Origin of the sequence: Rhizobium lentis (assembly GCF_017352135.1) — a bacterium.
Lineage (GTDB): Bacteria > Pseudomonadota > Alphaproteobacteria > Rhizobiales > Rhizobiaceae > Rhizobium > Rhizobium lentis.
In genome coordinates, this window is sequence record NZ_CP071454.1 from 2,309,993 (window position 1) to 2,335,279 (window position 25,287).

General features: G+C 62.9%; 20 protein-coding genes. 5 read left to right on the forward strand and 15 right to left on the reverse strand.

The genetic code is table 11. The features are described from left to right. Window positions 1-47: 47 nt before the first annotated feature. Window positions 48-1,673, reverse strand: a complete 1,626-nt coding sequence (gene pgi / locus J0663_RS11130) for a glucose-6-phosphate isomerase (RefSeq protein ID WP_207240413.1) — start codon at window positions 1,671-1,673, stop codon at window positions 48-50. Window positions 1,674-1,811: 138 nt separating this feature from the next. Further along, window positions 1,812-3,512, reverse strand: a complete 1,701-nt coding sequence (locus J0663_RS11135; protein WP_207240414.1) for a long-chain fatty acid--CoA ligase — start codon at window positions 3,510-3,512, stop codon at window positions 1,812-1,814. 261 nt (window positions 3,513-3,773) lie between these two features. Here J0663_RS11135 and J0663_RS11140 point away from each other — a divergent pair, with 261 nt between their 5' ends. Next, window positions 3,774-4,166, forward strand: a complete 393-nt coding sequence (locus J0663_RS11140) for a PRC-barrel domain-containing protein (RefSeq protein ID WP_207240415.1) — start codon at window positions 3,774-3,776, stop codon at window positions 4,164-4,166. 223 nt (window positions 4,167-4,389) lie between these two features. Here J0663_RS11140 and J0663_RS11145 read toward each other — a convergent pair whose 3' ends face one another. The 6 genes from J0663_RS11145 to osmF all read right to left on the reverse strand — a co-directional run bounded on the left by J0663_RS11145 (window position 4,390) and on the right by osmF (window position 11,132). Then, the gene (locus tag J0663_RS11145) at window positions 4,390-6,846 is read right to left on the reverse strand and encodes a glycoside hydrolase family 2 protein (RefSeq protein ID WP_207240416.1); all 2,457 of its coding nucleotides are present in this window, start codon (window positions 6,844-6,846) and stop codon (window positions 4,390-4,392) included. A 9-nt stretch (window positions 6,847-6,855) separates the two neighbouring features. After that, window positions 6,856-7,251, reverse strand: a complete 396-nt coding sequence (locus tag J0663_RS11150) for a VOC family protein (protein WP_207240417.1) — start codon at window positions 7,249-7,251, stop codon at window positions 6,856-6,858. Between the two features lie 47 nt (window positions 7,252-7,298). Then, window positions 7,299-8,048, reverse strand: a complete 750-nt coding sequence (locus tag J0663_RS11155) for an ABC transporter permease (protein WP_207240418.1) — start codon at window positions 8,046-8,048, stop codon at window positions 7,299-7,301. Further along, window positions 8,045-8,989, reverse strand: a complete 945-nt coding sequence (locus tag J0663_RS11160) for an ABC transporter ATP-binding protein (RefSeq protein WP_207240419.1) — start codon at window positions 8,987-8,989, stop codon at window positions 8,045-8,047. Before J0663_RS11160 ends, J0663_RS11155 begins: the two co-directional genes overlap by 4 nt. Further along, entirely contained in the window at window positions 8,986-10,152 is a 1,167-nt protein-coding gene (locus tag J0663_RS11165; protein WP_207240420.1) for an ABC transporter permease, read from the reverse strand. The genes J0663_RS11160 and J0663_RS11165 overlap by 4 nt, the downstream gene beginning before the upstream one ends. Before the next feature lie 71 nt (window positions 10,153-10,223). After that, window positions 10,224-11,132 (reverse strand): glycine betaine ABC transporter substrate-binding protein OsmF, encoded by a 909-nt coding sequence (gene osmF / locus J0663_RS11170; protein ID WP_207240421.1) that lies wholly within the window; start codon window positions 11,130-11,132, stop codon window positions 10,224-10,226. Between the two features lie 413 nt (window positions 11,133-11,545). Here osmF and J0663_RS11175 point away from each other — a divergent pair, with 413 nt between their 5' ends. Beyond that, window positions 11,546-12,772: a LysR family transcriptional regulator gene (locus J0663_RS11175; protein ID WP_207240422.1), complete on the forward strand. Its 1,227-nt coding sequence runs from the start codon at window positions 11,546-11,548 to the stop codon at window positions 12,770-12,772. Beyond that, window positions 12,769-13,494: a copper homeostasis protein CutC gene (locus tag J0663_RS11180; RefSeq protein ID WP_207240423.1), complete on the forward strand. Its 726-nt coding sequence runs from the start codon at window positions 12,769-12,771 to the stop codon at window positions 13,492-13,494. Before J0663_RS11175 ends, J0663_RS11180 begins: the two co-directional genes overlap by 4 nt. Window positions 13,495-13,732: 238 nt before the next feature. Here the strand turns inward: J0663_RS11180 and J0663_RS11185 are convergent, their stop codons facing one another. The 7 genes from J0663_RS11185 to J0663_RS11215 form a co-directional block, all read right to left on the reverse strand. After that, a complete protein-coding gene (locus J0663_RS11185; protein WP_207240424.1) occupies window positions 13,733-14,752 on the reverse strand; it encodes a zinc-binding alcohol dehydrogenase family protein in 1,020 nt (339 codons plus the stop codon). Window positions 14,753-14,976: 224 nt separating this feature from the next. Beyond that, window positions 14,977-15,951 carry an ABC transporter permease gene (locus J0663_RS11190; protein WP_207240425.1) on the reverse strand — a complete coding sequence of 325 codons (975 nt, stop codon included), beginning with the start codon at window positions 15,949-15,951 and terminating at the stop codon, window positions 14,977-14,979. Window positions 15,952-16,024: 73 nt separating this feature from the next. Beyond that, complete coding sequence (locus tag J0663_RS11195; protein WP_207240426.1) at window positions 16,025-17,578, reverse strand: sugar ABC transporter ATP-binding protein; 1,554 nt, start codon at window positions 17,576-17,578, stop codon at window positions 16,025-16,027. A gap of 103 nt (window positions 17,579-17,681) precedes the next feature. Continuing rightward, a complete protein-coding gene (locus tag J0663_RS11200; protein ID WP_207240427.1) occupies window positions 17,682-18,671 on the reverse strand; it encodes an ABC transporter substrate-binding protein in 990 nt (329 codons plus the stop codon). A 207-nt stretch (window positions 18,672-18,878) separates the two neighbouring features. Further along, window positions 18,879-19,325, reverse strand: a complete 447-nt coding sequence (locus J0663_RS11205; protein WP_207240428.1) for an RbsD/FucU family protein — start codon at window positions 19,323-19,325, stop codon at window positions 18,879-18,881. 9 nt (window positions 19,326-19,334) lie between these two features. Continuing rightward, complete coding sequence (locus tag J0663_RS11210; protein ID WP_207240429.1) at window positions 19,335-20,354, reverse strand: aldo/keto reductase; 1,020 nt, start codon at window positions 20,352-20,354, stop codon at window positions 19,335-19,337. Between the two features lie 49 nt (window positions 20,355-20,403). Beyond that, on the reverse strand, window positions 20,404-21,906 hold the full coding sequence (locus J0663_RS11215) for a UxaA family hydrolase (protein WP_207240430.1): 1,503 nt from the start codon (window positions 21,904-21,906) through the stop codon (window positions 20,404-20,406). 340 nt (window positions 21,907-22,246) lie between these two features. Between J0663_RS11215 and J0663_RS11220 the strand changes: the two genes are divergently transcribed. Together J0663_RS11220 and J0663_RS11225 are read left to right on the forward strand one after the other, a co-directional pair. Continuing rightward, window positions 22,247-23,146 (forward strand): GntR family transcriptional regulator, encoded by a 900-nt coding sequence (locus tag J0663_RS11220; RefSeq protein WP_207240431.1) that lies wholly within the window; start codon window positions 22,247-22,249, stop codon window positions 23,144-23,146. A gap of 92 nt (window positions 23,147-23,238) precedes the next feature. Next, complete coding sequence (locus tag J0663_RS11225) at window positions 23,239-25,188, forward strand: ABC transporter ATP-binding protein/permease (protein ID WP_207240432.1); 1,950 nt, start codon at window positions 23,239-23,241, stop codon at window positions 25,186-25,188. Window positions 25,189-25,287 lie beyond the last annotated feature (99 nt).

The following is a 25,287-nucleotide window of genomic DNA, read 5'->3' on the forward strand; positions in this document are numbered from 1 at the left end:
GCCCACCCGCGTGACGGATGGGCTTCAATCGCTGCGCAATTGTCGAATTACTGGGCGAGCTTTGCCAGCGCAGCAACAAGACCCTGCGTCGAGGAGTCGTGACCGGCAGCGCTCTGCTTGCCTTCGACGACGGGCAGCAGGCCGGTTGCCAGTTCCTTACCGAGCTCGACGCCCCACTGGTCGAAGGAATTGATGCGGAAGAGCACGCCTTCGACGAAGACGCGATGTTCGTAGAGCGCGATCAGCCGGCCGAGCGCATAGGGCGTCAGCTTGTCGTAGACGAAGGTGATCGACGGCCGGTTGCCCTGGAAGACACGATGCGGCGCAATGAAATCGGCCTTCCTGTCGTCCATGCCCTTGTCGGTCAGCTGTTTCTTGGCCTCCGCGAAGGTGCGGCCCTTCATCAGCGCTTCCGACTGGGCGAGCACGTTGGAAATCAAAAGCTGGTGCTGATGGCGCAGCTCCGGCTCGAATGCATTGGCGGCGATCATGAATTCGGCCGGTATGATGCTCGTGCCCTGGTGGATGAGCTGGTAGAAGGCGTGCTGGCCGTTGGTGCCGGGTTCGCCCCAGACGACCGGACCGGAATTGCCCTCGACCGGCGTGCCGTCGACGGTGACGCCCTTGCCGTTCGATTCCATGTCGAGCTGCTGCAGATAGGCGGGGAAACGCGACAGGCGCTGGTCGTAAGGCAGGATGGCGCGGGTGGGGTAGCCAAGAACGTTGCGATGGTAGAAGCCGATCAGGCCGAGCAGCATCGGCAGGTTCTCGGTAACCGGTGCCTTACGGAAGTGATTGTCGACGGCATGCGCGCCATCGAGAAACTTGCCGAAATTCTCCGGCCCGATCGCAATCATCAGCGGCAGGCCGATCGCCGACCAGATCGAGTAGCGGCCGCCGACCCAATCCCAGAAGCCGAAGACGCGGGCGCTGTCGATGCCGAAGGCGGCGACCTTGTCGAGCGCCGTCGAGACGGCGGCGAAATGATGCTGCACGGCCGTTTCGCCGAGTGCCCTGGCGATGAAATTGCGCGCCGTCTGTGCATTGGTCATCGTCTCGACGGTGGTGAAGGTCTTCGAGGCGACGATGAAGAGCGTCGTCTCCGGCTGCACCAGCTTCAGGATATCGGCGATATGGGCGCCGTCGATATTGGAGACGAAATGCGCACGCGGGCCGTCATGGAAGGGGGCGAGCGCCAGCGTCGCCATCACAGGGCCGAGATCCGAGCCGCCGATGCCGATATTGATGACGTCTGTGATCGCCTTGCCTGTCGCGCCCTTCAGCGCCCCAGAGCGGATGTCGTCGGCAAATTTGCCCATGGCGGCAAGCACCGCGTTGACGTCAGGCATGACGTCCTTGCCGTCGACCAGAACCGGTGTGTTGGATCGGTTGCGCAGCGCCGTGTGCAGAACGGCGCGATCCTCGGTAAAGTTGATCGCCTTGCCGGAGAACATCTCCTCGCGCTTCTTCTCGACGCCGCCCTCTTCGGCAAGCTTGACCAGGAGCTTGAGGATGTCGTCGTTCACCGCCGTCTTGGAAAAATCCATCAGCAGGTCGTCGAGCGAGACGGAAAAGCGCGAAAAGCGCTTGGAATCGGCGGCGAAGGCGGCCCGGAGATCGGTCGCCTTGGTGGCATCAGCCGTAGTTTTCAGCTGTTCGACGATGGCGTTCATGGGAGGCTCCTTTTGAGGCGGAAAGGTTGCGGAAACTATTCGCTTTATCGGGCGCAAATCAAGTTCAGCCGCCGCTCGAAACATGAAAAAAGCCACCCGCGGTGAGCGGATGGCTGTAATTTCATGCGGTTGTCAAAATCAGTCGCGCAGGTCCTTGCGCAGGATCTTGCCCACGGGCGACTTCGGCAGTTCGGTGCGGAACTCGATGAAGCGGGGGCGTTTGTAATTGGTGAGGTTGGCGATGCAATGGGCCTTCACCTCCGCCTCCGTCAGGTTCGGGTCCTTCCTGACGACGAAGAGTTTCACCGCCTCGCCCGAATGCCCGTCCGGCACACCGACCGCAGCGGCCTCGAGGATGCCGGCATGCATGGCGGCGACTTCCTCGATCTCGTTCGGATAGACGTTGAAACCCGAGACGAGGATCATGTCCTTCTTGCGGTCGACGATCTTGGTGTAACCGCGTTCGTCCATGAAACCCATGTCGCCCGTGCGAAAATAGCCGTCTGATGTCATCACCCGCGCCGTCTCTTCCGGCTTCCGCCAGTAGCCGGCCATCACCTGCGGCCCGCGGATGCAGATCTCGCCGATTTCGCCCGATGGCAGCGAGCGGCCCTCCTCATCGCGAATGTCGAGATCGGTGGAGGGCAGCGGCAGGCCGATCGATCCGGTGAACTCGGCTGAATCGAAGCGGTTGGCGGTGGCGACAGGCGATGTCTCGGAAAGGCCGTAGCCTTCGGTTATCGGCGTGCCGGTCATATCAAGCCAGCGTTCGGCAACCGGGCGCTGCACCGCCATGCCGCCGCCGAGCGACATGATCAGCGAGGAGAAGTCGAGCTTGGCGAAATCGGCATTGTTCATCAGCGCGTTGAACAGCGTGTTGAGGCCGGGGAAGATATGCACCTCGGACTTTCCGAACTCCTTGACGAGGCCAGGAATATCGCGCGGATTGGCGATCAGGATATTGTGGGCGCCAAGCGACATGCCCATCAGGGAATTCACCGTCAGCGCGAAGATGTGGTAGAGCGGCAGCGCGCAGAGGAAATTCAGCACCTCCGGCTGCTTCTTACGCTGGAAAGCCGACCGCAGCCAGAGCGACAGCTGCAGCTTGTTGGCGAGCAGGTTCTGATGGGTGAGTACCGCGCCCTTGGCAACGCCTGTCGTGCCGCCGGTATATTGCAGGAAGGCGATGTCGCCCGCCGCCAGCGTGACCGGCTGCAGCTTCTTTTGCGCTCCTTCGCGCAGCACCTGAGCGAAGCTTTTGTGCTGCGGAATCGACCAGGAGGGGACGAGCTTCTTCACCTTGCGCACGACGAAATTGACGACCAGGCCCTTGGGGCCCAGCATTTCGCCGAGCGAGGTGACGACGACGTGGCGCAGATCGGTCTTGTTGAGGACCTGCTCGACCGTGCGGGCGAAATTCTCCAGCACGAAGATTGCCTTGGCACCGGAATCGCGCAGCTGGTGTTCGAGCTCGCGCGGCGTATAAAGCGGGTTGACGTTGACGACCACGAGGCCGGCGCGCAGGATCGCATAGGTTGCGACCGGGTTCTGCAAGACGTTCGGCATCATCACCGCGACGCGGTCGCCTTTCTCGAGCCCGATGCTCTGCAGCCAGGCGGCGACTTTGCGTGTCTGGCTCTCCAGCTCGCGGTAGCTCATCGCCTTGCCCATGCTGGAAAAAACCGTCCGGTCGGCGTAACGGGCGCAGGATTTTTCGAGCAGCTCGGCAAGCGAGGCATGTTCCAGCGGCGGCAGTTCGGCCGGAACCACGTCGGGATAGGTGGCAAGCCAGGGCTTGTCCGGTTTTGCTCCGTTCGGATGGACGGAAATGCTGCTCATCGTGTCTCTCTCTCCCTTGCGGCCGCCGCGCCGGTGCCGAGCCGTGTTCGATTGGCTCGCGATTGACCGGAAGCATCCTCCATCTTCCAGTCCGGCAGCTTATGCCATTGCCTGAACGGTTCAAGCCGAATGAAGCTATACTAACCTTGACGTAAACGTCAACATTTGCCGCAAAGCCGATCGAGAAATCCGGGAACTTTGAGTCCGCCCTGACGTTGACCCTGCATACTCGCAATCAGGAAACACCGAAGGAGGTGCACAATGTTGAATCAGGATACCGACGCCACCCGTCGCGACCCCAATGTGAAGGATACACCTTCGCTGATCGCAAGCGACCGCGTGGAAGGCACCCGTGTCTACGGCGCGGACGGCCGGCATATCGGCTCGATCGAACGGCTGATCATCGGAAAGCTCGATGGCCGCGTCGCCTATGCCGTGCTGAGTTTCGGCGGCTTCCTGGGTATCGGCGACGATCACTATCCGCTCCCCTGGGAAAAGCTGACCTACGACACTCAGCTGGATGGCTATCGCATCGACCTGACCAAGGAGCAGATCGAAGGCGCACCGAGCTATTCGGACGATGACGACAGCTGGTACAACGATAATGGCCGCCGGGTCTATGACTACTATGGCGTGCCGCCCTACTGGATGTAATCTCGTCCGATAGGCCGAACTGGAAGGGCCCCGCGGGTTGCGTGGGGCCTTTTTGGTGTTGGTGATGTCGTGGGCTTGGCGGACCCTCATCCGGCTGCCGCCACCTCTCCCCGTAAACGGGGCGAAGGGACCATGCCGCAAGCTCTCCGTTCTCACCAAACTCTCGCAGGGCACGTCCCCTCTCCTCGCAACCGGGGGAGAGGGCTAGGATGAGGGGCAGTCACTAGCGCGAACCGGCAACAAGATCGTTGGCCGACCGCAGCACGGTGCCGACGGTGATATCTTCTGCCCTGATCGCCTTTACCGTCTTCACCGCAAACACATGGCTCTCGCCCGGCAACAACGTCACCAGCATCGAGTCCACAACCGCGTCCGGATCCAGCCGATCCGCCATCAGGCAGAGGTCCTTGAGAAAATTATCCGCCGTCACCTTCACCGCATAGCCGCCGTCGATCCCCGTGACCTCAACGCTCAGCCGCGGCGCCGGCAAGGCAAGCTCGATGTCCTCGACGAAATAATGAAAAGCCCGCCTGTCGAGCATGTCGACGACAACAACCTCCTCCTTCGGTAAGCCAGGACTGACGATCTCGTCGGGCAGCGGAAATTCCTTGGCCTCGAAGCGGTCGCAGAGCAGACGCCAGAATTCGAATTCGGCAAGCACGCGGCCGTCGAGCCTCATGCGCTTGCCGCTGATCTTTGCGCGCCAGAACAGCGTGCGTTCATTGATGGCGACTGCCGCCAGCCCGCCGTTCCGTGGCTGGATCGTCAGCAGGCGCGGATCATAGGCCGCCTTCAGCGCATACCAGAGCGGCTTGCGGCGCCCGGCCGAATCGAGGGCCGCCCAGGAGGTCACCGGCCAGCAGTCGTTGAACTGCCAGACGACGGCGCCCTTGCAGACATCCCGATGCGAGCGCATGTGCTCGACGCCGAAGCGGATGGCGCGAGCCTGATTGAGCTGGGTGGCGAAATGCCAGTCATCCATCGTCCTCGGCTCCGGCAGATGGCCGGCGAGTCCGCGGATCAGCTTGTCATTGCCTTGCGTCGCCTTCTGATGATGGAAAACGCCGTTCGATTGCGGCGTCAGCGGCCGATCATGCATGCTTTCTTCGATGGTCGCCCAGGCGGGCGGCGCCTGCCAGCCGAATTCGGAGCAGAAACGCGGGATGTAATTGCGGTAGACCTCGTAGCCGACATCGTTCCACACGTCCCAGATATGTTTGCAGCCATGTCCGTCGGCATTGGGCTCGATCTGCATCGAGCCGGAATAGGGGCTGCCGGGATAATAGGGCCGGTCGGGATCGAGTTTGGCCGAGAGCTTCGGCAGCAGGTCGAGATAATAGCCGAGCCCCCAGCTCTCGCCCGGCTTGATGATAGGTCGCCAGCCCCATTCGTCGAAGCCCCAGATATTCTCGTTATTGCCATTCCAGAGGATCAGGCTGGCATGCGGCATCAGCCGCACGACATTGTCGCGCACCTCCGCCTCGACTTCGCTTCGAAGCGGCTCCTCCTCCGGATAGGCGGCGCAGGCAAAGAGGAAATCCTGCCAGACCAGCATGCCCATGTGGTCGCAGGCCTCGTAGAATTCGTCGCGCTCGAAGATGCCGCCGCCCCAGACGCGCAGCATGTGGATATTGGCGGCCTTTGCCTCCGCGATCCGACTGGCATAGCGCTCGGCTGTCACCCGCGAGGGAAAACAATCGTCGGGGATCCAGTTCGCGCCGCAGATGAAGAGCGGCACGTCGTTGACGACGAAGGTGAAGGCCGAACCATGCTCGTCGGCCGACGTGTCGAGCCTGAGCGAACGGAAACCGAGTTCGCGCTCGGATGTGTCCAGCAAATCGCCACTGGCCTCGTCGATCAGGCTGAGCGTCAGGGGATAGAGCGGCTGTGCACCGAGATGATGCGGCCACCAGAGCTGCGGCGAGGGGAGGCGGAGTTCGAAGGAAACCGCGTCTTCGCTGGGGCCAATTGCCACTGTCTTGGTCACGCCGCCGATTTCGGCGGCCAGCCGGCACGGCCCGTGATCGCCATGCCGCGCCAGCGTCGCATGCACCTTTACCAGCCCGTCGCTGCCGGCAAGCGTCGCCGATATACGAGTTTCGGCAAGCCGCGCCCGGTCCCAGCTCTCCAGCGCAACCTGTTTCCACAGCCCCGCCGTCACCAGCGTCGGCCCCCAGTCCCAGCCGAAATTGCAGGCCATCTTGCGCATCAGATTGCCCGGGCCCGGATAGTTGTTCGGCCGGTAGCCGTAATGTTTCTCCATCTCCGCGCCATAGGCATAGGCGGAGCGGAAGGTGACAGCGAGGTCGTTCGCCCCGGTCTTCAGCAGACCGGAGACGTCAAAACGATAGGTGCGGTGCATGTTGAAGGTGCGGCCGATCTCCTCGCCATTCAGCGATATCACCGCGATCGTATCGAGCCCGTCGAAGATGAGCTCCTGCATTGTGCGCTCATCCGGCGCAGCCTCGAATGTGCAGCGATAGGTCCAATCCGTTCTGCCGATCCAGTCATTGGTGATCTCGTTGACGTCGATGTAGGGATCGGGGATCAGCCGGTTGGCGAGAAGGTCGAGATGCACGCAGCCGGGCACCGTTGCCGGGATCGTTTCCGGCAGGCCGCGCCTTGCTGTATCGTTGCAGGAAAGCGTCCAGCCGGAATGAAGCACCGTCTTCTCGATCATCGGCCTGCCCTACAGAAACCGGCCGTGGCGCTGCAGCACCTCGATCTTGTAGCCATCGGGATCGCTGACGAAGAAGAACAGGCCGAAGAGTTTGCCGTCGCGGTTGAGCTCCACCAGCTCGCCCGGCTTGAGCCCAAGTTTCATCATGCGCTCACGCTCGATGGCGACTTCCTGGACGGAAACGGCAAGATGACCATAGGCATTGCCGAGAGCATAGGGTTCGATCCGGCCCTTGTTGACCGTCAGTTCCAGCTCGAAGCCGGTCTCGGCATTGCTCATGTAGATCAGCGTGAAGGTCTCGAAATCGACGCGGTCGGCGACCGAGAGGCCGAAGGCCTTGCTATAGAATTCGACGGAGCGCGCCTCGTCGAGAACGCGGATCATGGAGTGGATCATCTTCGCCAAGGCGGCCTCCCGTTGAATCGATCACCGCTGCCTTGGTAGCGGTCCTCTTACGCCGCGCGCAAGCCGATTCTTCGGGTAATCGCCGCTTCGACGAGGCCCATGGCGTCATAGATCAGCACCGCCATCAGGCCGACGATCAGACCGCCCTGCAGGATGAAGGCGGTATTGTCCGATATCAGCCCGGCGATGATCACTTCGCCGAGCCCCTTTGCCGCAACCGTCGAGCCGATCGTCGCAGTGCCGATATTGATGACGGTTGCGACTTTCAGCCCTTCGAGGATCAGCGGCAGGGCAAGCGGCAGTTCGACGCGGAAGAGCCGCTGCGTGCCGTTCATGCCCATGCCGTCGGCGGCGTCGAGCACCTGCGGCGAAACCTGCTTCAGGCCGGCGACGGTGTTTTCGAAGATCGGCAGCAGGCCGTAGAGAAAGAGCGCGATCAGCGTCGGCATGGCGCCGAAGCCGGTGGCGGGCACGGCGAGCGCCAGCACCGCGACCGGCGGAAAGGTCTGGCCGGCATTGGCGATCGCGCGCGACAGCGGCAGGAAATCGGCGCCGCTTTGGCGTGTTACGAAGATGCCGCCGACGACGGCGAGCACGGCGCTGCAGACGATCGATCCGATGACGAGCTGCAGATGGCCGAGCGCCAGCGAGGCCAGGCTGTTCTGGGTGTAGACGGCAGGCGCATTGTTGCTGGTCAGCGGAGTGAGCAGGAAGGAAAGCCACTCGGTCCTGAACAGCAGGATCAGGAGCAGGGCGAGCGCCGCCAGGCGGAAGAGATTGGCGACGAGGTGTTTCATGCCTTGCGGCCCAGTTCGAGCAGCCGGCGCATCGAGATCGAGCCGACCGGCGCCTTCTCGCCATCCTGCACCGCCGCCTCGTCGACCCCTTGCCAGATCATTTCGGCAAGTGCATCGCGCAGACTCAAGGATTGCGGCAGGGCATAGGCGAGACCGCTCTTGGCCGGCGCCATGCTCTCCTTCAGCGGCAGCAGCGACATCAGCTTCAGCGCCCGGTCGGAGGTGCCGGTCAATTGCTGGACGAAGGGATCGGCGGGTTCGGTGAGGATCTTTTCCGGCGTCGAGCATTGCAGCAATCGGCCCTGGCTCATGACAGCGATCTGATTGCCGAGATGGAAGGCCTCGTCCATGTCGTGGGTAACGAGGATGATGGTCGTGCCGAACTGCTTCTGGATCGCCAGCAGGTCGTCCTGCGCCTTGCCGCGGATGACCGGATCGAGCGCGCCGAAGGGTTCGTCCATCAACAGCAGTTCCGGCTCGGCGGCAAGGGCGCGTGCGACGCCGACGCGCTGCTGCTGGCCACCGGAGAGCTGATGCGGATATTTGTCGGCGAATTCAGCCGGATCGAGATTGAAAAGCCCGAGCAGTTCCTCGACGCGCCTGGCGATACGGGTGGAATCCCATTCGAGCAGCTGGGGGACGGTGGCGATATTCTGTGCCACGGTGCGATGCGGAAACAGCCCGTGGCCTTGGATCGCATAACCGATCCGGCGGCGAAGTTCGGTCACCTCGACGTCCATCACATTCTGGCCGCCGACGAAGATCTCGCCTTCCGTGATCGGCACCAGCCGGTTGATCATCCGCATCAGCGTCGATTTGCCGGAGCCCGACGTGCCGACGATGACGGTGATCTCGCCCTTCTCGACGTCCATCGAGACCTTGTCGACGACGGTGGCAGCACCATAGCGCTTGGTGACGTTCCTGATTTCGATCATGCTCATGCGGCGGGTCCCCGGATGCTGTCGATGACCGCATCGAGGATGACGGCCGATGAGAAGGCGAAGAAGACGGTCGGCACGGCGCCGAGCAGCACGAGGTCCATTGCCGTCTGGCCGAGCCCCTGGAAAATGAAGATGCCGAAGCCGCCGCCGCCGATCAAGGCGGCGATCGTCACCATGCCGATCGCCTGCACCAGCACGATGCGGATGCCGGTGAGGATCACGGGGAAGGCGAGCGGCATGTCGATGCCGGTCAGGATCTGCAAGCGTGTCAGCCCCATGCCGGCGGCCGCATCGCGCACCGAAGGATCGACGCCCTGCAGGCCGACGACGGTATTGGCGACGATCGGCAGCAGCGAATAGAGCACTAGCGCGATCAAAGCCGGCGCCGTGCCGATGCCGCGGATGCCGATGGCGGCGGCGAGCGGTACATGGGTGGCGAGATAGCCGAGCGGCAGCATCAGCAGGCCGAAGAGCGCCAGGCTCGGGATCGTCTGGATGAGGCTTAAGCCCTGCAGCACGACGGCTCTGAGCCTCGGTACCCAGAAACAGAGGATTCCGAGCGGCAGGCCGAGTATGATGGCGATAACAAGAGAACCGAGTGCCAGCAGCAGGTGCGAGAAGGCCTCCGTCCGGAACTGTGCCGCCCGCGTGGAAAATTCCTTCATGATCGACAGGCTGTCGAGCAGGCCGGAGAAGAGGAAAGCGAAGAGCAGCGCCGCATAGGCCGCGAGCGCCGCGACCCGCATCCACGGCGCCAGCCGGATCTTGACCAGCGCATCGGAGATGATCAGCCCGATCACCGCGAACAGCACCCAGAAACCGCCGCCGGGCGTCATGCGCGCCACCGTGCTGCCGGGCGGCGTCGCCGCGGTCGAGACCAGGCCGATCGCCGCGATGAGCGACGCCAGGCAAAGTGTGGCGATGACAAGCCGTGCCACTGCATTGGCGAGGAACAGGGTGGCGACGGCGGTCAGAACGAGAAAGACGGTCAGGATGATAACGGAGGGCTGGGGAAGAAGCTGCGTCAGCAGCATCGGCTTGCCGGCGGCGATGCGGTTCGCCTTCACATAGATGAAGGGCATCAGTGCCGTCGCCGCGATTCCGCCGGCCACCAGAACCACGCCGAGCCGGTCCAGCCTGCGGACCGCTGAGGTTTCGTCCATCAATTCAATCCCGTCTCGCCAGCCCCGTCGCAAGGAAGGCTCCGCCCGCAGCCGGGCGGAGCGAGGGGCAACTATTTCAGGAAGCCCTTTTCCTTGAGATAGGCTTCGGCGACGGATTTTGCCGGCTCGCCGTCGACCTGGATCTTAGCGTTGAGCTTGCGCAGTTCGTCGGCGGTCAGGCTCTTGAAGATCGGCGAGAGCACCTCCTCGATCTTCGGATTGGCCTTCAGCACCTCTTCGCGGATGATCGGCGTGGGTGCATAGACCTGCTGCACGTTCTTGTCGTCTTCGAGAACGGTCAGTTCGGCCGCTTCGATCGCACCGTCGGTGCCGTAGACCATGGCGGTGTTGACGCCGTTCGTCTGGTCGGCGGCCGCCTTGATCGTCGCCGCCGTATCGCCGCCGGAGAGGACGACTGTCTGGTCGGGCTTCAGCTGGAAACCGTAGGTCGTCTGGAAAGCGGGAAGCGCGCCGGCCGAATTGACGAATTCGGACGAAGCGGCAAGCTTGACCGCGCCGCCGCCGGCAACCCATTTGCCGAAATCCGTGAGGCTCTTCAGCTTGTTCGGCTCGGCGACGTCGTTGCGCACGGCAAGCGCCCAAGTGTTGTTGGCGGGCGACGGCGTCAGCCAGACGATCTTGTTGGCGTCATAATCGAGCTTCTTCGCCAGCTCGTAACCCTTGTCGATATTCTTCCAGGCGGCGTCGTCGGCCTTGTTGAAGAAGAAGCCGGCATTGCCGGTATATTCGGGATAGATGTCGATTTCGCCAGCGGTGATCGCCTTGCGCACCACCGGTGTGGCGCCGAGCGCGATACGGTCCTGCGTCTTGATGCCGTTGGCTTCGAGCGCGAGCGCGATGACGTTGCCGAGCAGCGTGCCTTCCGTGTCGATCTTCGACGAGACGACGACGTCTGCGGCCTGAACCGCGCCCGCCGCAAAGGCGGAGAGCGAAACGGCAAGTGCGAGTTTCTTCAGCATGGAATATCCCCTTTTAAACACCGTTGATGAGGCTCAAGCCCGAGAGGCTTGCGCGCAGGAAATCCGTCGGCGAGGGCGGTGAGGCCGCCATCATCCGAATTGCGTGCGTCATGGAAATAGCGTGCCCACCCGAAAAATCGATGCAAGCCCCCTCCAGTATTTGCGGTCGCGCCGACGATTATGGCGGCGAACACATCGCCGCGCGCGGAAACGCATTCCCTTTTCCAGGGTCGGCGCGATTTGTTTTTGTCCCCTTGCGTGTTTCCACGGTGTTCCGGTGCTCTTCTTGCGAAAACGTCGCCGCCCGGATTTTTATGCCGCAGACGATAGAACGCCGATCCTCAGGCGGGGATATCTCTTTTGCCGAACACATCATATCGTCCGGTTTTTCCAGCGCTTTCGGAGCGAGCTCTTTGCATCTCGGTGCCCTTTTCATTACCGGCCATGTCCTCGGTACCGGTTCGGTCCGCGAAACGGCGCGACGCTTCCAGCTGTCGCCCTCCACTGTTTCGACGGCGATCCGCCAGCTCGAAACCGAACTGGCGATAAAGCTGACCGAGCGCTCCTCGGGCACGCTGGCAACGCTGCTTGCAAGCGACAGGGTGCAGGAAGGGCTGGAGCCGATCACCGCTGCGATCGGACAGCTCGGTCGACTGGCGGGCCGTGACGCCGCCGGGGCTTACGAAGCCTGGGCGTCGCGAATTCCGGTCAAGATCGTCGCCATCGAGCGTTTTCTCGAGGTGGCCGACCAGGGCAGCATCAACCGCGCGGCCCGCCGCCTTCACCTGGGGCAGCCGCAGCTTTCGCTGCAGCTCGCCAATCTCGAGAAGTTCCTCGGCCATCGGTTGTTCGAACGGCAGGCGCAAGGTTCGCTGCTGACGGAGGAGGGCAGGCGTGCCTACCCGATCTTCATGACAATCAGCCAGGCATGGAACGATTTGAAATCCTCGGCCGACGAGCGCTATCGCCGCACCGCCCGGTCGCTGCGCATCGGCTCGATCATCCCGACCGGCTCGGAAAGCTGGGTGGCGCGCTGCCTGGGTGCGCTGGTTTCCGAATGGAATGCGCGCCGCAGCAACAATGCCATCTCATTGGTCGCGATGACGGCCGACGACCTGCGCGAGGCACTGAAGAGCGGCCGCATCGATGTCGCGATCCTGGATTCGGTCTTCGGCCTGGAAAGCTTCCGGCACCATGAACTCCTGCAGACCGACATGGTGGTGATCGCGCCGCCGGACAGCACGGAAACCACGGTCGCCGATCTCGTTGCCGGCCATGCGATCTGCATGCCGAGCCCACGCACCGGCCTCGGCCATGCCGCCATGGCCTTCAGCGACGAGCGCGCGTCCAGCCGGCGCTTGCGCAGCCGCGATATCACCGCGGCGGATTCGCTGCCCGTGATCGTCGACCTCGTCGCCAATCATGGCTACGTCTCTTTCCTCGGCCGCGTCAGCGCCACGCCGATCGCCGGCAAGGTGCGCATCGTCGATCTCGACGAGCACCTGCCATTGTCCTATCACGTCGCCTTCAACCATCGCAAAGCCGCCGCCGATGCCTCCATGATGATCGTCGAGATGGCCGCCAAAATGACGTCGGAATCGGCCGTGCAGGCCGGCAGAGTTCGGGAGAGCGCAGCATGACCATCCTGCTGGAAGTATGCGTCGACAGCGCCGAAGGCCTTGCCGCCGCGATCGAAGGCGGCGCCGGCCGCATCGAGCTCTGCTCGGCGCTGGAACTCGGCGGCCTGACGCCGCTGTCGAGCCTGATGCGGATCGCCGCCCTCGCGCCCATTCCGGTCTACGCGATGATCCGCCCGCATGCCGGCCCCTTCATTTTCGACGGCGTCGACGAGGCGGCGATGATGCTCGATATCGAGGCGGTGCGCGCCGCGGGCCTTGCCGGCGTCGTCATCGGCGCCAACCGCCCGGACGGCACGCTCGACATGCCGCTGATCCACCGGCTGAAGGCCCATGCGGCTGGCCTGGGAGCGACGCTGCACCGAGCTTTCGACCTGGTGCCCGATGCCGATCAGGCGCTCGAACAGGCGGTCGAGCTCGGCTGCGAACGCATCCTCACCTCCGGCTGCGCGCTGAAGGCCGCCGACGGCCTCGACACGCTGAAGAGGATTTCGGAGAAGGCGGCTGGTCGCATTTCGATCATGCCCGGCAGCGGCATCCGCCCCGCCAATGTCGGCGAGATTCTCCGAGCGACCGGCGCCCGCGAGGTGCATGGCTCCTGCAGTTCCCTGGTCGAAAGCCGCGACCCGCGCGCGGTCGCCTTCGGCTTCGAGGCGAAGAGTGCGAACAAGACCGATGTCGCGGTTGTGAGGGAGATGCGCAGGGCGATTGAAATGGTGGGTTAGCGACCGCGGCTGACGCGCACGCAGCACTCAATGGCTGCCCCTCACCCTAACCCTCTCCCCGTTTTGACGGGGAGAGGGGACGTGCCCTTTGAGAGGTTGATGGGTAACGGAGAGGTCGCGGCATATCTCCTTCGCCCCGCAGGCGGGGAGAAGGTGGCGGCAGCCGGATGAGGGGCTGCTCTCGCCGATCTCGACAGGCTGAGCGTGCGCAACCGCTCCACTCGTTCCCGAAAACGGCCTAACCCCCAACCCTGATCACCGCCTTGATCAGCCCGCTCTTCTCATGCGCCCAGCGGGCGAGGTCGCGCGGCGCATCATCGAGTGTCGTGCGGTGGGTGATCAGCTTGTCGACCGGCACCAGGCCCTTGGCGATCGAATCCGCCACATGCTCGAAATCGGCGCGGGTGGCGTTGCGGCTGCCGATCAGCATCATCTCGCGCTTGTGGAACTCCGGATCGGAGAAGCGAATGTCGTCCTTGACGACGCTGACCAGCACCAGTGCGCCACCATGGGCGACGAAGGAGAAGGCCTTCTCCATCGACGGGCCATAACCGGTCGCGTCGAACACCACGTCGAAACCATCGCCATTGGTGCTGGCCCGCACCGCATCGGCCGTTCCCTCATTGGCAACGATGCCTGAGGTGAAGCCGAAGCGCTCGGACGCCATCTGCAGCCGCTCCGCGCTGGTATCGAGCAGCGTCACCTCATGGCCGGCAATGCGCGAGAAGATTGCCGCTCCGAGCCCGATCGGCCCGGCGCCGATGACGAGCGACCGTGCACCGGCGCCGGCCAGCGAGCGCCGCACCGCATGGGCGCCGATCGCCAGAAATTCCGTCGTCGCCGCCGCTTCGAGGCTGAGGCCCTTGGCGGGATAAAGATTATCGACCGGAACCGAAATCTCCTCGCAGAAGGCGCCGTCGGTATGGACGCCGAGCACCTTGATGCTGGTGCAGCAGTTCGGCTTGCCCTTGATGCAGGCGACACATTGGCCGCAGGCGAGATAGGGGTTGACGATCACGGGCGTGCCGGCCGCAAGCGCCACGCCGTCACCGGCCTCGATCACTGTCGCCGAGATCTCATGCCCCATCACCCGGGGATATTCGAGGAAGGGGTGCTTGCCCTCGAAGATATGATAATCCGTGCCGCAGATGCCGACATGGCTGACGGCCAACCGCACCCAGCCGGGCGCCGGTGCGGCAGGTGATGGGCGTTCGACGATGTCGAGCACGCCGGGCTCCCGGCAAACAACTGCTTTCATGACGGCCTCGCATTCTTCGTTCTTTGCTTGTGTCGTGCCACTGCTGTTCGGTTCGCGCCGATAGCTGCCCCTCACCCTAACCCTCTCCCAGTAAACGGCGAGGGGACGTGCCCGGCACCACGTCAATGGGGACGGAGAGTTTGCGGCATTTGCCCTTCTCCCCGCGAGCGGGGAGAAGGTGACGGCAACCAGAGGAGGGCAGGTGGCGATCTCTTGCTTGCCTCTCAGTTGCTCTTGCGGCGGCGCAGCTGGTCGAAGAAGACGATCACGATGATCAAGAGACCGGTGATGATGCGCTGCCAGAAGGAGTTGACGTTCAGAAGGTTCGCACCGTTGTTGATGGTGGCGAGAATGAAGGCGCCGATCAGCGGGCCATGCACCGAACCGACCGCGCCGAACAGGCTGGTGCCGCCGATGACTGAGGAGGCGATCGCCTGCAGTTCCCAGCCGTCGGCCTGTGTCGCATTGCCGATGGCGATGCGCGAGGCGAGCAGCACGCCGACGAAGGCGGCGAAGGAGGCCGAAAGAATATAGGCGAGATATATCATGCCCTTGACGTTGACGCCGGAAAGGCGCGCCGCCTCGGCATTCGAACCGACTGCGAAGAGATAGCGGCCCCAGCGGCTCAGATGCAGGAAGACGAAGGAGGGGACCGCCACCAGGATGACCATCCAGAACAGGCTCGGAATGCCGAGGAAATCGGCGCGGGCGAAATTGCTGAAGCTCTCGTCGGTGATGCTGATCGTCGAGCCGTTGGTGATCAGGAGGCCGATGCCGCGCAGCGATGTGAGCGTTGCGAGCGTGATGATGAAGGGCGGCAGGCCCATATGGACGATGCCGAAGCCGTGAAAGGCGCCGATTGCGACACCGATGGCGAGCGTCAGCACGATCGCCCCCCAGAGTGGCACGCCCGCCTGCAGCAGCCAGGCGATGATGACGGTGCAGAAGCCGACGATCGCACCGACCGACAGGTCGATGCCGGCGGTGATGATGACGAAGGTCTGGCCGAGCGCCAGGATCGCCGTCATCGCGCCTTGGCGCAGCAGGTTGGAGATGTTGAGCGGCGTCCAGAAGCTCGCGGTGACGAAGCCGAGCACGACCCAGAGGAAGATCAGGAGCCCGATCAGCGTCAGGCCGAACAGGATGTTCATTTTCCGGCGCGGCGGCGGCGCGACGATTTCGGTGGGGGTGGCAGTCATCGATTTTCTCCCTCTTAGAGCATTTCCTTTTCTTCGAACCACGGAAATGCTCTATCTCTTTGTTCTCTCGTGCTCAGACGCCGATCGCTTCGCTGAGCACTTGTTCATGCGTCGCCGCGTGGAAATCATGGCTGGCGACCAGCCTGCCGCCGCGGAAGACGTGCAGCCGGTCTGCCAGTTCGTAGACCTCCGGCAGGTAGGAGGAGATCAGGATGATGCCGGCCCCCTCCTTCAGAAGCTTGGCAAAGAGCCGGTAGATTTCCGCCTTGGTGCCGACGTCGACGCCGACGGTGGGTTCGTCGAAGATGAACAGCCGGGCGCCGTGGCTTAGCCACTTGCCGATGACGATCTTCTGCTGATTGCCGCCCGACATGCTGGAGGCCGGAACGCGCCGGCTCGGCGTCTTGATGCTGAGATCGCGGATCTGCCTGTCGGCATTGGCCGATTCGCGCGCGTGATTGATGACCGGGCCGTGGCTCAACCGCCCGAACACCGGCAGGTTGATGTTGAGGCCGATCGGCAGGTTGAGGCAGAGCCCCTGGTCGCGCCGGCTTTCGGGCGCGAGCGCAATGCCGAGCTCCATCGCGGTGCGTTCGTTCCTGATATCGACGCGCTTGCCCCTCCAGTGGATTTCGCCCGCGCTGATCGGCTCGCGCCCGTAGAGGCCGAGCGCGAATTCGCTGCGGCCGGCGCCGATCAGCCCGTAAAGGCCGACGATCTGTCCCGCCTTGACGCTGAGCGAGACGTCTTCGAAGCCAGGGCCGGAGAGGCCGCGGACCTCGACGATCGTCTCGCCGATGGCGATCTCTTCCTTGTGGTAGATCTGTTCGATCGAGCGGTTGATCATCAGCGCGATCAGCTCGGCCTCGTTGGTCTCGCCGATCAGCCGCGTGCCGACATGCGTGCCGTCGCGCAGCACCGAGACACGGTCGGCGAGCTCGAAGACTTCCTCCATGCGGTGGCTGATATAAACGATGGTGACGCCTTCGCCCTGCAGGCGGCGGATCAGCTTGAAGAGCTGGGCCGATTCCTGGCGGGTAAGATAGGCTGTGGGTTCGTCGAAGATCAGGAACTGCGTGCCGCGCATGGCGGCGCGTGCGGTGGCGACGAGCTGTTGCTGGCCGATCGTCAGCGAGCTTAAAAGCGCGCCGGCCGGCAGGCCGAAGCCGAGATCGTCGAGCACAGCCTGGGCCATCTTCTCCATCTGCTTCTTGCGCATGAGGCCGTAGCGGTTGACCTCGTCGCCGAGGAAGAGGTTGGCGGCGACGCTGAGATGCGGGCAGAGCACGACTTCCTGATGGACGGCGTTGATGCCGCGGGCGATCGCCTCGTTCGGTGTCGACAGCCCCACGGGATGGCCGCACCACAGCACTTCGCCGGCCGTGCGGGTGATGACGCCGGTGAGCAATTTGATCAGGGTGGATTTGCCGGCGCCGTTTTCACCGACGATGGCGTGGATTTCACCGGCCAGGAAAGTCAGCGTCGCCGGCTTCAGCGCCTGCACGTGACCGTAATTTTTCTGCAGGCCTTTCAGTTCGAGGATGGGCGATCCGGCGGGAATTCGATTGGCTTCTTTCAGCGGGGCGCTGTCATCATGGCGATGACTGACCTCTTCCAGTCCGGTCATGGACCTTTCCTCCTCTTGTCGCGTCTTTTCCATCCCTGGTGAACCATACCATGGATGAGAAAGGCCGCGCCGGTTTTTGAAGCCGGCGCGGCCGTCTGTCGTCTTACTTGATCTTCGGGTTCAGGAGCGCGTCGATCTTCGGATCGGCCATGTTCGCCTTGGTAACGAGATTGGCGCCGGTGTCGACATTTTCCGGAACCTTCTCGCCCTTGGAGACGGCAAGCGCGGTCTTGATGCCGTCATAACCCATGCGATAGGGGTCCTGGACGACGAGGCCGGCGATCGCGCCGTCCTTGAGGAAGCCGACCGTCTTTTCGTCGCTGTCGAAGCCGATGACCTTGATCTTGTCGCCGAGCTTGTTTTCGGCGATCGCCTGGCCCACACCCTGCGCCAGGATCAGGTTCGAGGCGAAGACGCCGACGAGATTCGGGTTTGCCGTGATCAGGTCGGTCATCATGTTGAGGCCGGTCGTCGCCTGGCCGTCGCCGTATTTGTCGGCGATGACCTTCAGGCCCGGATATTTGGTCTTCACCTGATCCAGGAAGCCTTCGCGGCGCTGTTCCAGCGAGCCGACGCCGGGTAGGTTGGTGAGAATGACGATGTCGCCTTCTTCCTTGCCCGTCATCTCCTTGATCGCGGCGGCAAGGCCGTCGGCGGCGATGCGGCCGCCCTGGACGTTGTCGGTCGTCAGGAACGAGCTGAACGCCTTGGAGTCGGCGGCCGAGTCGATGCCGATGATCGGAACCGACTTGGCGGCTTCGTCGATCGGCTTGCCGAGCGCCTTGAACTCTGTCGGCGAGATGACGATGGCGGCCGGCTTGCCGGCAACGGCATTCTCGAGAATGCTGATCTGGCCGTTGATGTCGGATTCGGCCTGGGCGCCGAGCTCCGGCACGTTGACGCCGAGATCCTTGCCGGCCTTGCGGGCGCCGGCCAGCACGATCTGCCAGTAGAAGGACGTCGTGTCCTTGACGATGATCGGGATCGTCACGTCGGCGGCAAAGGACGTGACCGGCATCGCCGTGGCGATGACGGCCGCACCGGCGAGCGCGGTGAAGGCGCGACGCGACAAAAGGGATTTCACGATGCTCATAAGGGTTCTCCTCTCAGGATGCGTTCTCCTCCAATAAACCGGACCGCTGAACGCTGGCGGGGGTTTTTATCGATAAAAAACATTTGCAGGGAGAAGCTAGCCGAGGCGCAATCGAATTGCAAGTGCGTCGTTCCAGCTTTTTTGCTCCGGAAAACTCCTCCCAAGCAACTGATTTTATTTCAATACCACGATAACCTAAAATAGCTATCAGGTCAGATCGACCTCGTGCGGGTGCACGACGCCCTTTTTCAAAATCAGATTGCCGTACAGCCGGAATTCAGTCGTCGCGACGATATAGGCGGCTTTGCGAGCCATGGCGTAGAAGGCGAAACGTTCCACCGGCACGATCCTGAAATCGCCAGCGCGCTTCGAGACGATCTGCTGGAACTCCGCGCACACTTCGGGCACGGCGCCGGGGTCACCCACCACCTCCATCCGCCATGCCGTTTCCGGCACGAAAGTGTCGAGCGGCATATGCGACAGGATTGCTGCGGCCATGGCAGTAGCGCTGACGCCATCGGCGCGGATGACGGGTGGGCCCATCGTGCCGGCGGGAAAATTGGCGTCTGCGATGACGATATCGTCGCCATGCCCCATCGTTTTCAGCGCATGGAGCAGGTCAGGACCGAGCAGCGGATGAATACCTTTAAGCATAGTGTCTCCTCAGACCCGGACCGCCTCCGTGCCGAGCGGCGGCGCGATGAGCGTATAGGGTTCGAATTCGGCAAAGATGCTGTCCGCAAGCGGGGACGCGACGATTTCCATGTTGCGCGTCAAGCTCGAGGGCTTGGCCGTGCCGATCAGCACAGATGCGATGATCGGGTCACGCAGCGGAAACTGCATGGCGGCCGCCGCGAGCGGCACGCCGTGACGTTTGGCGATTGCCTCCATCGCCCCGACCTTGGCGAGCACGTCGTCGGTTGCCGGCATGTAGTCGAAATGCGAGCCCGGCACCGGCCCGGTGGCGAGAATGCCGGAGTTGAAGACGCCGCCGACGACGAGCGACGTGCCCTTCTGCCGGCAGAGCGGCAGAAGTTCGTCCTCGGCCGAACGGTCAAGCAGCGTATAGCGGCCGGCGAGCAGGATGCAGTCGAGATCGGCATGTCGCAGGACATCGAGGCAGACGGGCACTTCGTTGACGCCGAGGCCGAAGGCGGAGATCGCTCCGGAAGCACGCAGTTCCTCCAGCGCCTTGACGCCGGAATCGAGGAACTGCTTCAGATGGACCGCGTTCTTCGCCGCGCCATGCGTATAACCGCCAATGTCGTGCACGTAGAGAATGTCGATGCGGTTGAGGCCGAGGCGCGCATAGCTGAACTCGACCGAGCGCATGATGCCGTCATAGGAATAATCGTAATCCGCATCGAATGAGAGCGGATTGACATAGCTGTAGTCCGGCACGGTGCCGGTCGGCACAGGCCTGAGCAGCCGGCCGACCTTGGTCGACAGCACGTAGTCGCCTTCGGGCTTGTCGCGCAGGAAGTCGCCGACCCGCCTTTCGGCAAGGCCGAGCCCGTACCAGGGCGCGACGTCGAAATAGCGGATGTCGTTGTCCCAGGCCGCCTGCAGGGTTTCCATCGCCTGCTCGCGCGGGCACTCCCGGTAGAGGCCGCCGAGAGCCGCAGCGCCGAAACTGATCTCGGTCACCTCAAGCCCGGTCTTGCCGATCCGTCTCGTCTTCATCGTGCTTCCTCAGGAATTGCGTAAAAACAGAAGCTTAGGTCATCGCAACCTAAAGCGTCGCACCGAGATGCCAAGGCACGAACTCGTTATCGCCGTAACCGAAAATTTCGCTCTTCGTCTTTTTGCCGGACGCCGTATCGATGATGAGATCGAAGATCTCGCGGCCCTTGCCGCTGATCGTCGCGTCACCGGTGGCGATGGTGCCGCAATCGATGTCCATGTCCTCTTCCATCGAAGCATAGAGCGCCGAATTGCTGGAAAGCTTGAGCGACGGCGCCGGCCGGCAGCCGAAGCAACTGCCGCGGCCGGTGGTGAAGGCGATCATGTTCGCGCCGCCAGCCACCTGGCCGGTGGCCGAGACCGGGTCGTAGCCTGGTGTGTCCATGAAGACGAGGCCAGGGGCCGTCACCCGCTCGGCATAACCATAGACGGCGGTCAGCGGCGAGCGACCGCCCTTGGCAACGGCGCCGAGCGACTTTTCGAGGATGGTGGTGAGCCCGCCGCGCTTGTTGCCCGGAGATGGGTTGTTGTCGAGCGAGGCGCCGTGCAGGGCGACATAGTCTTCCCACCAGGCGATCTTCTCGTCGAGCTTCCTTGCCACCTCATCGCTGACGGCGCGGCTGCGCAGCAGATGTTCGGCGCCGTAGATTTCCGAGGTCTCCGACAGGATCGCAGTGCCGCCGGCCGCCGCCAGCAGATCGGCCGCCACGCCGAGCGCCGGATTGGCGGTGATGCCGGAAAAGCCGTCCGAGCCGCCGCACTGCAGGCCGATAATGATTTCGCCGACCGGGATCGGCACGCGTTTTTCCCGGCCGACATCGGCGGCGATTTCGCGCAGCACGCCCATTGCGCGCTCGACCGCGCGGCGCGAGCCGCCGGCATCCTGGATGTTGAAATGCCGCTTGGAAGCGCCGGCGCCGCTCTGGCCGTACAGCGTCAGCTGGTTGACCTCGCAGCCGAGACCGATCATCAGCACGCCGCCGAAATTGACATGCCTTGTATAGCCGGCAAGGGTCCGGTGCAGCACGTTCATGCCGTCGCCCGTCGAGCTCATACCGCAGCCCTGGTCGTGCACGATCGGCACGAAACCGTCGATGCCGTCATAATGCGGCAGGATCGTCCGGTTGGCCTCGTCGGCGATCGCCCGACAGACCGTGGTGGAACAGTTCACGCTGGCAATGATGCCGATGTAATTGCGCGTCGCCGCCCGGCCGTCGGCGCGGCGATAGCCCATGAAGCTACGCGCCTTGTCTTCGGCGGTTGCTTCTTCCGGCGCCGAATTGGCGGTGGCGGCGAGCCGGTCGTTTTCGAAATGCAGGTTGTGGCTGTGCACATGGTCGCCGGCCTTGACCTCGGCCGTGGTGCGGCCGATGGCCTGTCCGTATTTCACCACTGCCGCGCCGAGCGGAATGTCGGTCAGCGCGATCTTATGGCCGGGATCGATCTTCTGGCGAGCCTGAATGCCGGCAACAGTCGAACCCGGCGCGATAGCCGCCGTTGCGACCGCGACATTGTCTCCGGCCGAGAGGATAATCCAAGGCTGTTTGTCCAAGCTTTTCTCCCTTGAGATGCCGGAAAGTGTGAACTTCCGGACGACATCATGCTCTAACTCTTTAATTTAGAACCGAATTCAGATTTTAAACCACCAGGCTCGAAAATCATCCCGTTCTAAGGCGACGCCCGCTGCATCGGCGAATGCGCATTGATTTTGTTTTTTATCTACAATAAACATTTTCAAGTCAACGGGAATATTGATCCTGTGGACGAGGGAGGCAATGAGGCGCAGGCGGCCTGAAATAAGCTAAAGGTCGTTCAGACAAGCCCTTGGTCCGGCGCCTTCCTGCTTTTTAAGCGGGTGGGGCGCGGCAGACGGGCGGAAAAGCGGGGGTCTGATGGCAAGGCAGAACACGGTCTTCAAGGAAGCCTATAATCGCTACGCCGTAGCGTTGCGCACCGATACGGCGCTGCCCTCGGAACCCGAGATCGCCGCCCAGCTCGGCGTCAGCCGCTCGACGGCGCGCGCCATCCTCACCAGGCTCAGTGAAGAAGGCATCATCCGCTGGAACAAACGCCAGAAGATCGTGCTGCGCCAGCCGACCGACCGCGATCTCTTTCCGTCCGAGGAAACCGACTCGCTCCATGATATCATCGAGCGCAGTTTCATGCGGCGCATCCTCGCCGACGATGCCGCTCCCGGCATGCAGATCAACGAGCTGGAGCTCGCCCGCGAGATCGGTACCGGCACGACGAGCGTGCGCGAATTCCTCATCCGCTTTTCCCGCTTCGGCCTGATCGAAAAGCGGCCGAACAGCCACTGGACGCTGAAGGGTTTTACCCGCGAATTCGCGCTCGAACTTGCCGATGTGCGCGAAATGTTCGAACTGCATTCGGCCGCCGAATTCGGCCGGCTTCCCCGCGACAACCAGGCTTGGGCCGATCTCGCCGCCATGCGCGAGGATCATCTTTCCATGCTCGCCGACATCAACCAGCGCTTCAAGGATTTCTCCGTTCTCGACGAGCGCTTTCACCTGTTGATCCATCGAGCATCGAAAAACCGCTTCATCGCCGATTTCTACGACGCGATCGCCATCATCTTCCACTATCACTACCAGTGGAACAAAACCGCCGCCCGCGAGCGCAACGAGCGCGCCATCCACGAGCATCTCGATTATATCGCGGCACTGGAATCCGGCGACCAGGCGGCGATCGAAAAGGCCTGCCGCGTGCACCTGCGCTCCGCCCGCCAGACACTGCTGCAATCCCTGCCGCAGAATGTGAGCGACAACGCCTGAGCGGCCTATCACGGCAGACGTCAGCTTCATGCGAGCGCCACGTCGGCGTCAGCGCCATGAAACCTTCTGATTTGTAAGCCGTTATCGTGCTTATGACCGACGTTAAACTCAACCCGACATCGGTCGACGGCACCGATCCGGACGGTGCCGAGAAGTCGCGCCAGGAGAAGGCTTCGACTGTCGAGGTTGCGCTGCCGCCGGATGTCGTCGAACCAAGTCCGAAGCTCACGCCTGAGGAGGCCGAGCAGGCGCGCAAGCGATATTTGCTGAGGCGTTTCTGGATCAGCGCCCGCCGTTACTGGGGCAGCAGTGGCGACAGGCTCGCCTGGCCGTGCTCGATCGGTCTGTTGGTGATGATTTGCATGAATGTCGGCTTCCAATATGGGATCAACCGCTGGAACCGCGGGATCTTCGACGCCATAGAGCGACACGACGCCGGCACTGTCTATTACCTGAGCGCCGTCTTCGTGCCGCTCGTGCTCGGAAGCGTCGCTTTGGTCACCGCGCAAGTCTATGTTCGCATGATGATCCAGCGCCGCTGGCGCTCCTGGCTGACGGCGGCGGTCGTCGCTCGCTGGCTCGCCAACGGCCGTTACTATCAGCTGAACCTCATCGGCGGCGATCACAAGAACCCTGAGGCGCGTATCTCGGAGGATCTCAGGATTGCCACCGAAGCGCCGGTTGATTTCATCGCCGGCGTTATTGCCGCATTTCTGTCGGCCTCGACCTTCATCGTGGTGCTGTGGACGATCGGCGGGGCGCTCACCCTGCCGATTGCGGGTTGGACGATCACCATTCCCGGCTTTCTCGTCGTCACCGCGGTTGTCTATGCCGTGATCACCTCGACCGTGATCGCGGTCATCGGCCGCCATTTCGTGCAGGTCTCGGAGGTCAAGAACCAGGTGGAGGCCGAGCTCCGTTACACGCTGACCCGCGTGCGCGAAAACGGCGAGAGCATCGCTTTGCTCGGCGGCGAGGAAGAGGAGCGTAGCGACCTCGACAAGACATTTTCCAATGTGCTGAAACAATGGGCGCTGCTTGCGCGCCAGCATATGCGCACGACCTTCGTCTCGCACGGGTCGATGCTGATTGCGCCCGTCGTGCCGCTCCTGCTATGCGCGCCGAAGTTCCTCGCCGGCGGCATGACACTTGGCGAGGTCATGCAGGCTGCCTCCGCCTTCGCTATCGTCCAGACGGCGTTCGGATGGCTGGTCGACAACTACCCCCGTCTTGCCGACTGGAACGCCTGTGCGCGACGCGTCGCCTCGCTGATGGCCTCGCTCGACGGTCTCGAGCGCGCCGAACATAGCGACGCCCTGGGACGCATCAAGCGCGGTGAGACCCAGGGCAATGCGATCCTGAACTTGAACGATCTCTCCGTATCTCTCGACGACGGCACCGCCGTGGTCAAGGAAACCCAGGTCGAGATCGCGCCGGGCGAGCGGGTGCTCGTGGCCGGCGAATCCGGCTCCGGCAAGAGCACGCTGGTGCGCGCCATCGCCGGCCTTTGGCCCTGGGGTGACGGCAGCGTCGATTTCGACTCCGACCGGCGCTTGTTCATGTTGCCGCAACGGCCCTATATCCCCTCCGGCACACTTCGCCGCGCGGTCGCCTACCCCCGCGCCGCCGATAGCTGGACGCCGGAGGAGATCAAGGCCGCACTTGCCAAGGTGGGGCTCGACTATCTGAACGAGAAGATCGAGGAAGTCGCGCCATGGGATCAGATTCTCTCGGGCGGCGAAAAGCAGCGGCTCGCCTTCGCGCGGCTGCTGCTGCACCGTCCCGATATCATCGTGCTGGATGAGGCGACCTCGGCGCTCGACGAGAAGAGCCAGGACAGGATGATGGAGATGGTGATCAACGAATTGCCGACAGTCACCATCATCAGCGTGGCGCATCGCGCCGAGCTCGAAGCCTTCCACAGCCGCAAGATAACCTTGGAACGGCGCGAAGGCGGCGCCAAGCTCGTCAGCGATATCGATCTTGTCCAGCGCAAGGGCAGGCGAAACCTGATCCTGCGTGTTCTGGACAATCGCCGATAAGGTAATGCCAGGAAAACTGCGACGGGGTTTTCTGCACTTGCGGGGATACCCGCGACGTCATCCTCGGCCTTGTGCCGAGGATCTGCGCACGTCGAATAA

Excerpts from the sequence above, each read along its gene's own strand:
- J0663_RS11135 (WP_207240414.1), bottom strand. The coding sequence starts at position 3,512 with ATGAGCAGCATTTCCGTCCATCCGAACGGAGCAAAACCGGACAAGCCC.
- J0663_RS11155 (WP_207240418.1), bottom strand. The coding sequence starts at position 8,048 with ATGAAACACCTCGTCGCCAATCTCTTCCGCCTGGCGGCGCTCGCCCTG.
- pgi (WP_207240413.1), bottom strand. The coding sequence starts at position 1,673 with ATGAACGCCATCGTCGAACAGCTGAAAACTACGGCTGATGCCACCAAG.
- osmF (WP_207240421.1), bottom strand. The coding sequence starts at position 11,132 with ATGCTGAAGAAACTCGCACTTGCCGTTTCGCTCTCCGCCTTTGCGGCG.
- J0663_RS11145 (WP_207240416.1), bottom strand. The coding sequence starts at position 6,846 with ATGATCGAGAAGACGGTGCTTCATTCCGGCTGGACGCTTTCCTGCAAC.
- J0663_RS11200 (WP_207240427.1), bottom strand. The coding sequence starts at position 18,671 with ATGAGCATCGTGAAATCCCTTTTGTCGCGTCGCGCCTTCACCGCGCTC.
- J0663_RS11165 (WP_207240420.1), bottom strand. The coding sequence starts at position 10,152 with ATGGACGAAACCTCAGCGGTCCGCAGGCTGGACCGGCTCGGCGTGGTT.
- J0663_RS11220 (WP_207240431.1), top strand. The coding sequence starts at position 22,247 with ATGGCAAGGCAGAACACGGTCTTCAAGGAAGCCTATAATCGCTACGCC.
- J0663_RS11160 (WP_207240419.1), bottom strand. The coding sequence starts at position 8,989 with ATGAGCATGATCGAAATCAGGAACGTCACCAAGCGCTATGGTGCTGCC.
- J0663_RS11185 (WP_207240424.1), bottom strand. The coding sequence starts at position 14,752 with ATGAAAGCAGTTGTTTGCCGGGAGCCCGGCGTGCTCGACATCGTCGAA.
- J0663_RS11140 (WP_207240415.1), top strand. The coding sequence starts at position 3,774 with ATGTTGAATCAGGATACCGACGCCACCCGTCGCGACCCCAATGTGAAG.
- J0663_RS11225 (WP_207240432.1), top strand. The coding sequence starts at position 23,239 with ATGACCGACGTTAAACTCAACCCGACATCGGTCGACGGCACCGATCCG.
- J0663_RS11180 (WP_207240423.1), top strand. The coding sequence starts at position 12,769 with ATGACCATCCTGCTGGAAGTATGCGTCGACAGCGCCGAAGGCCTTGCC.
- J0663_RS11195 (WP_207240426.1), bottom strand. The coding sequence starts at position 17,578 with ATGACCGGACTGGAAGAGGTCAGTCATCGCCATGATGACAGCGCCCCG.
- J0663_RS11205 (WP_207240428.1), bottom strand. The coding sequence starts at position 19,325 with ATGCTTAAAGGTATTCATCCGCTGCTCGGTCCTGACCTGCTCCATGCG.
- J0663_RS11210 (WP_207240429.1), bottom strand. The coding sequence starts at position 20,354 with ATGAAGACGAGACGGATCGGCAAGACCGGGCTTGAGGTGACCGAGATC.
- J0663_RS11190 (WP_207240425.1), bottom strand. The coding sequence starts at position 15,951 with ATGACTGCCACCCCCACCGAAATCGTCGCGCCGCCGCCGCGCCGGAAA.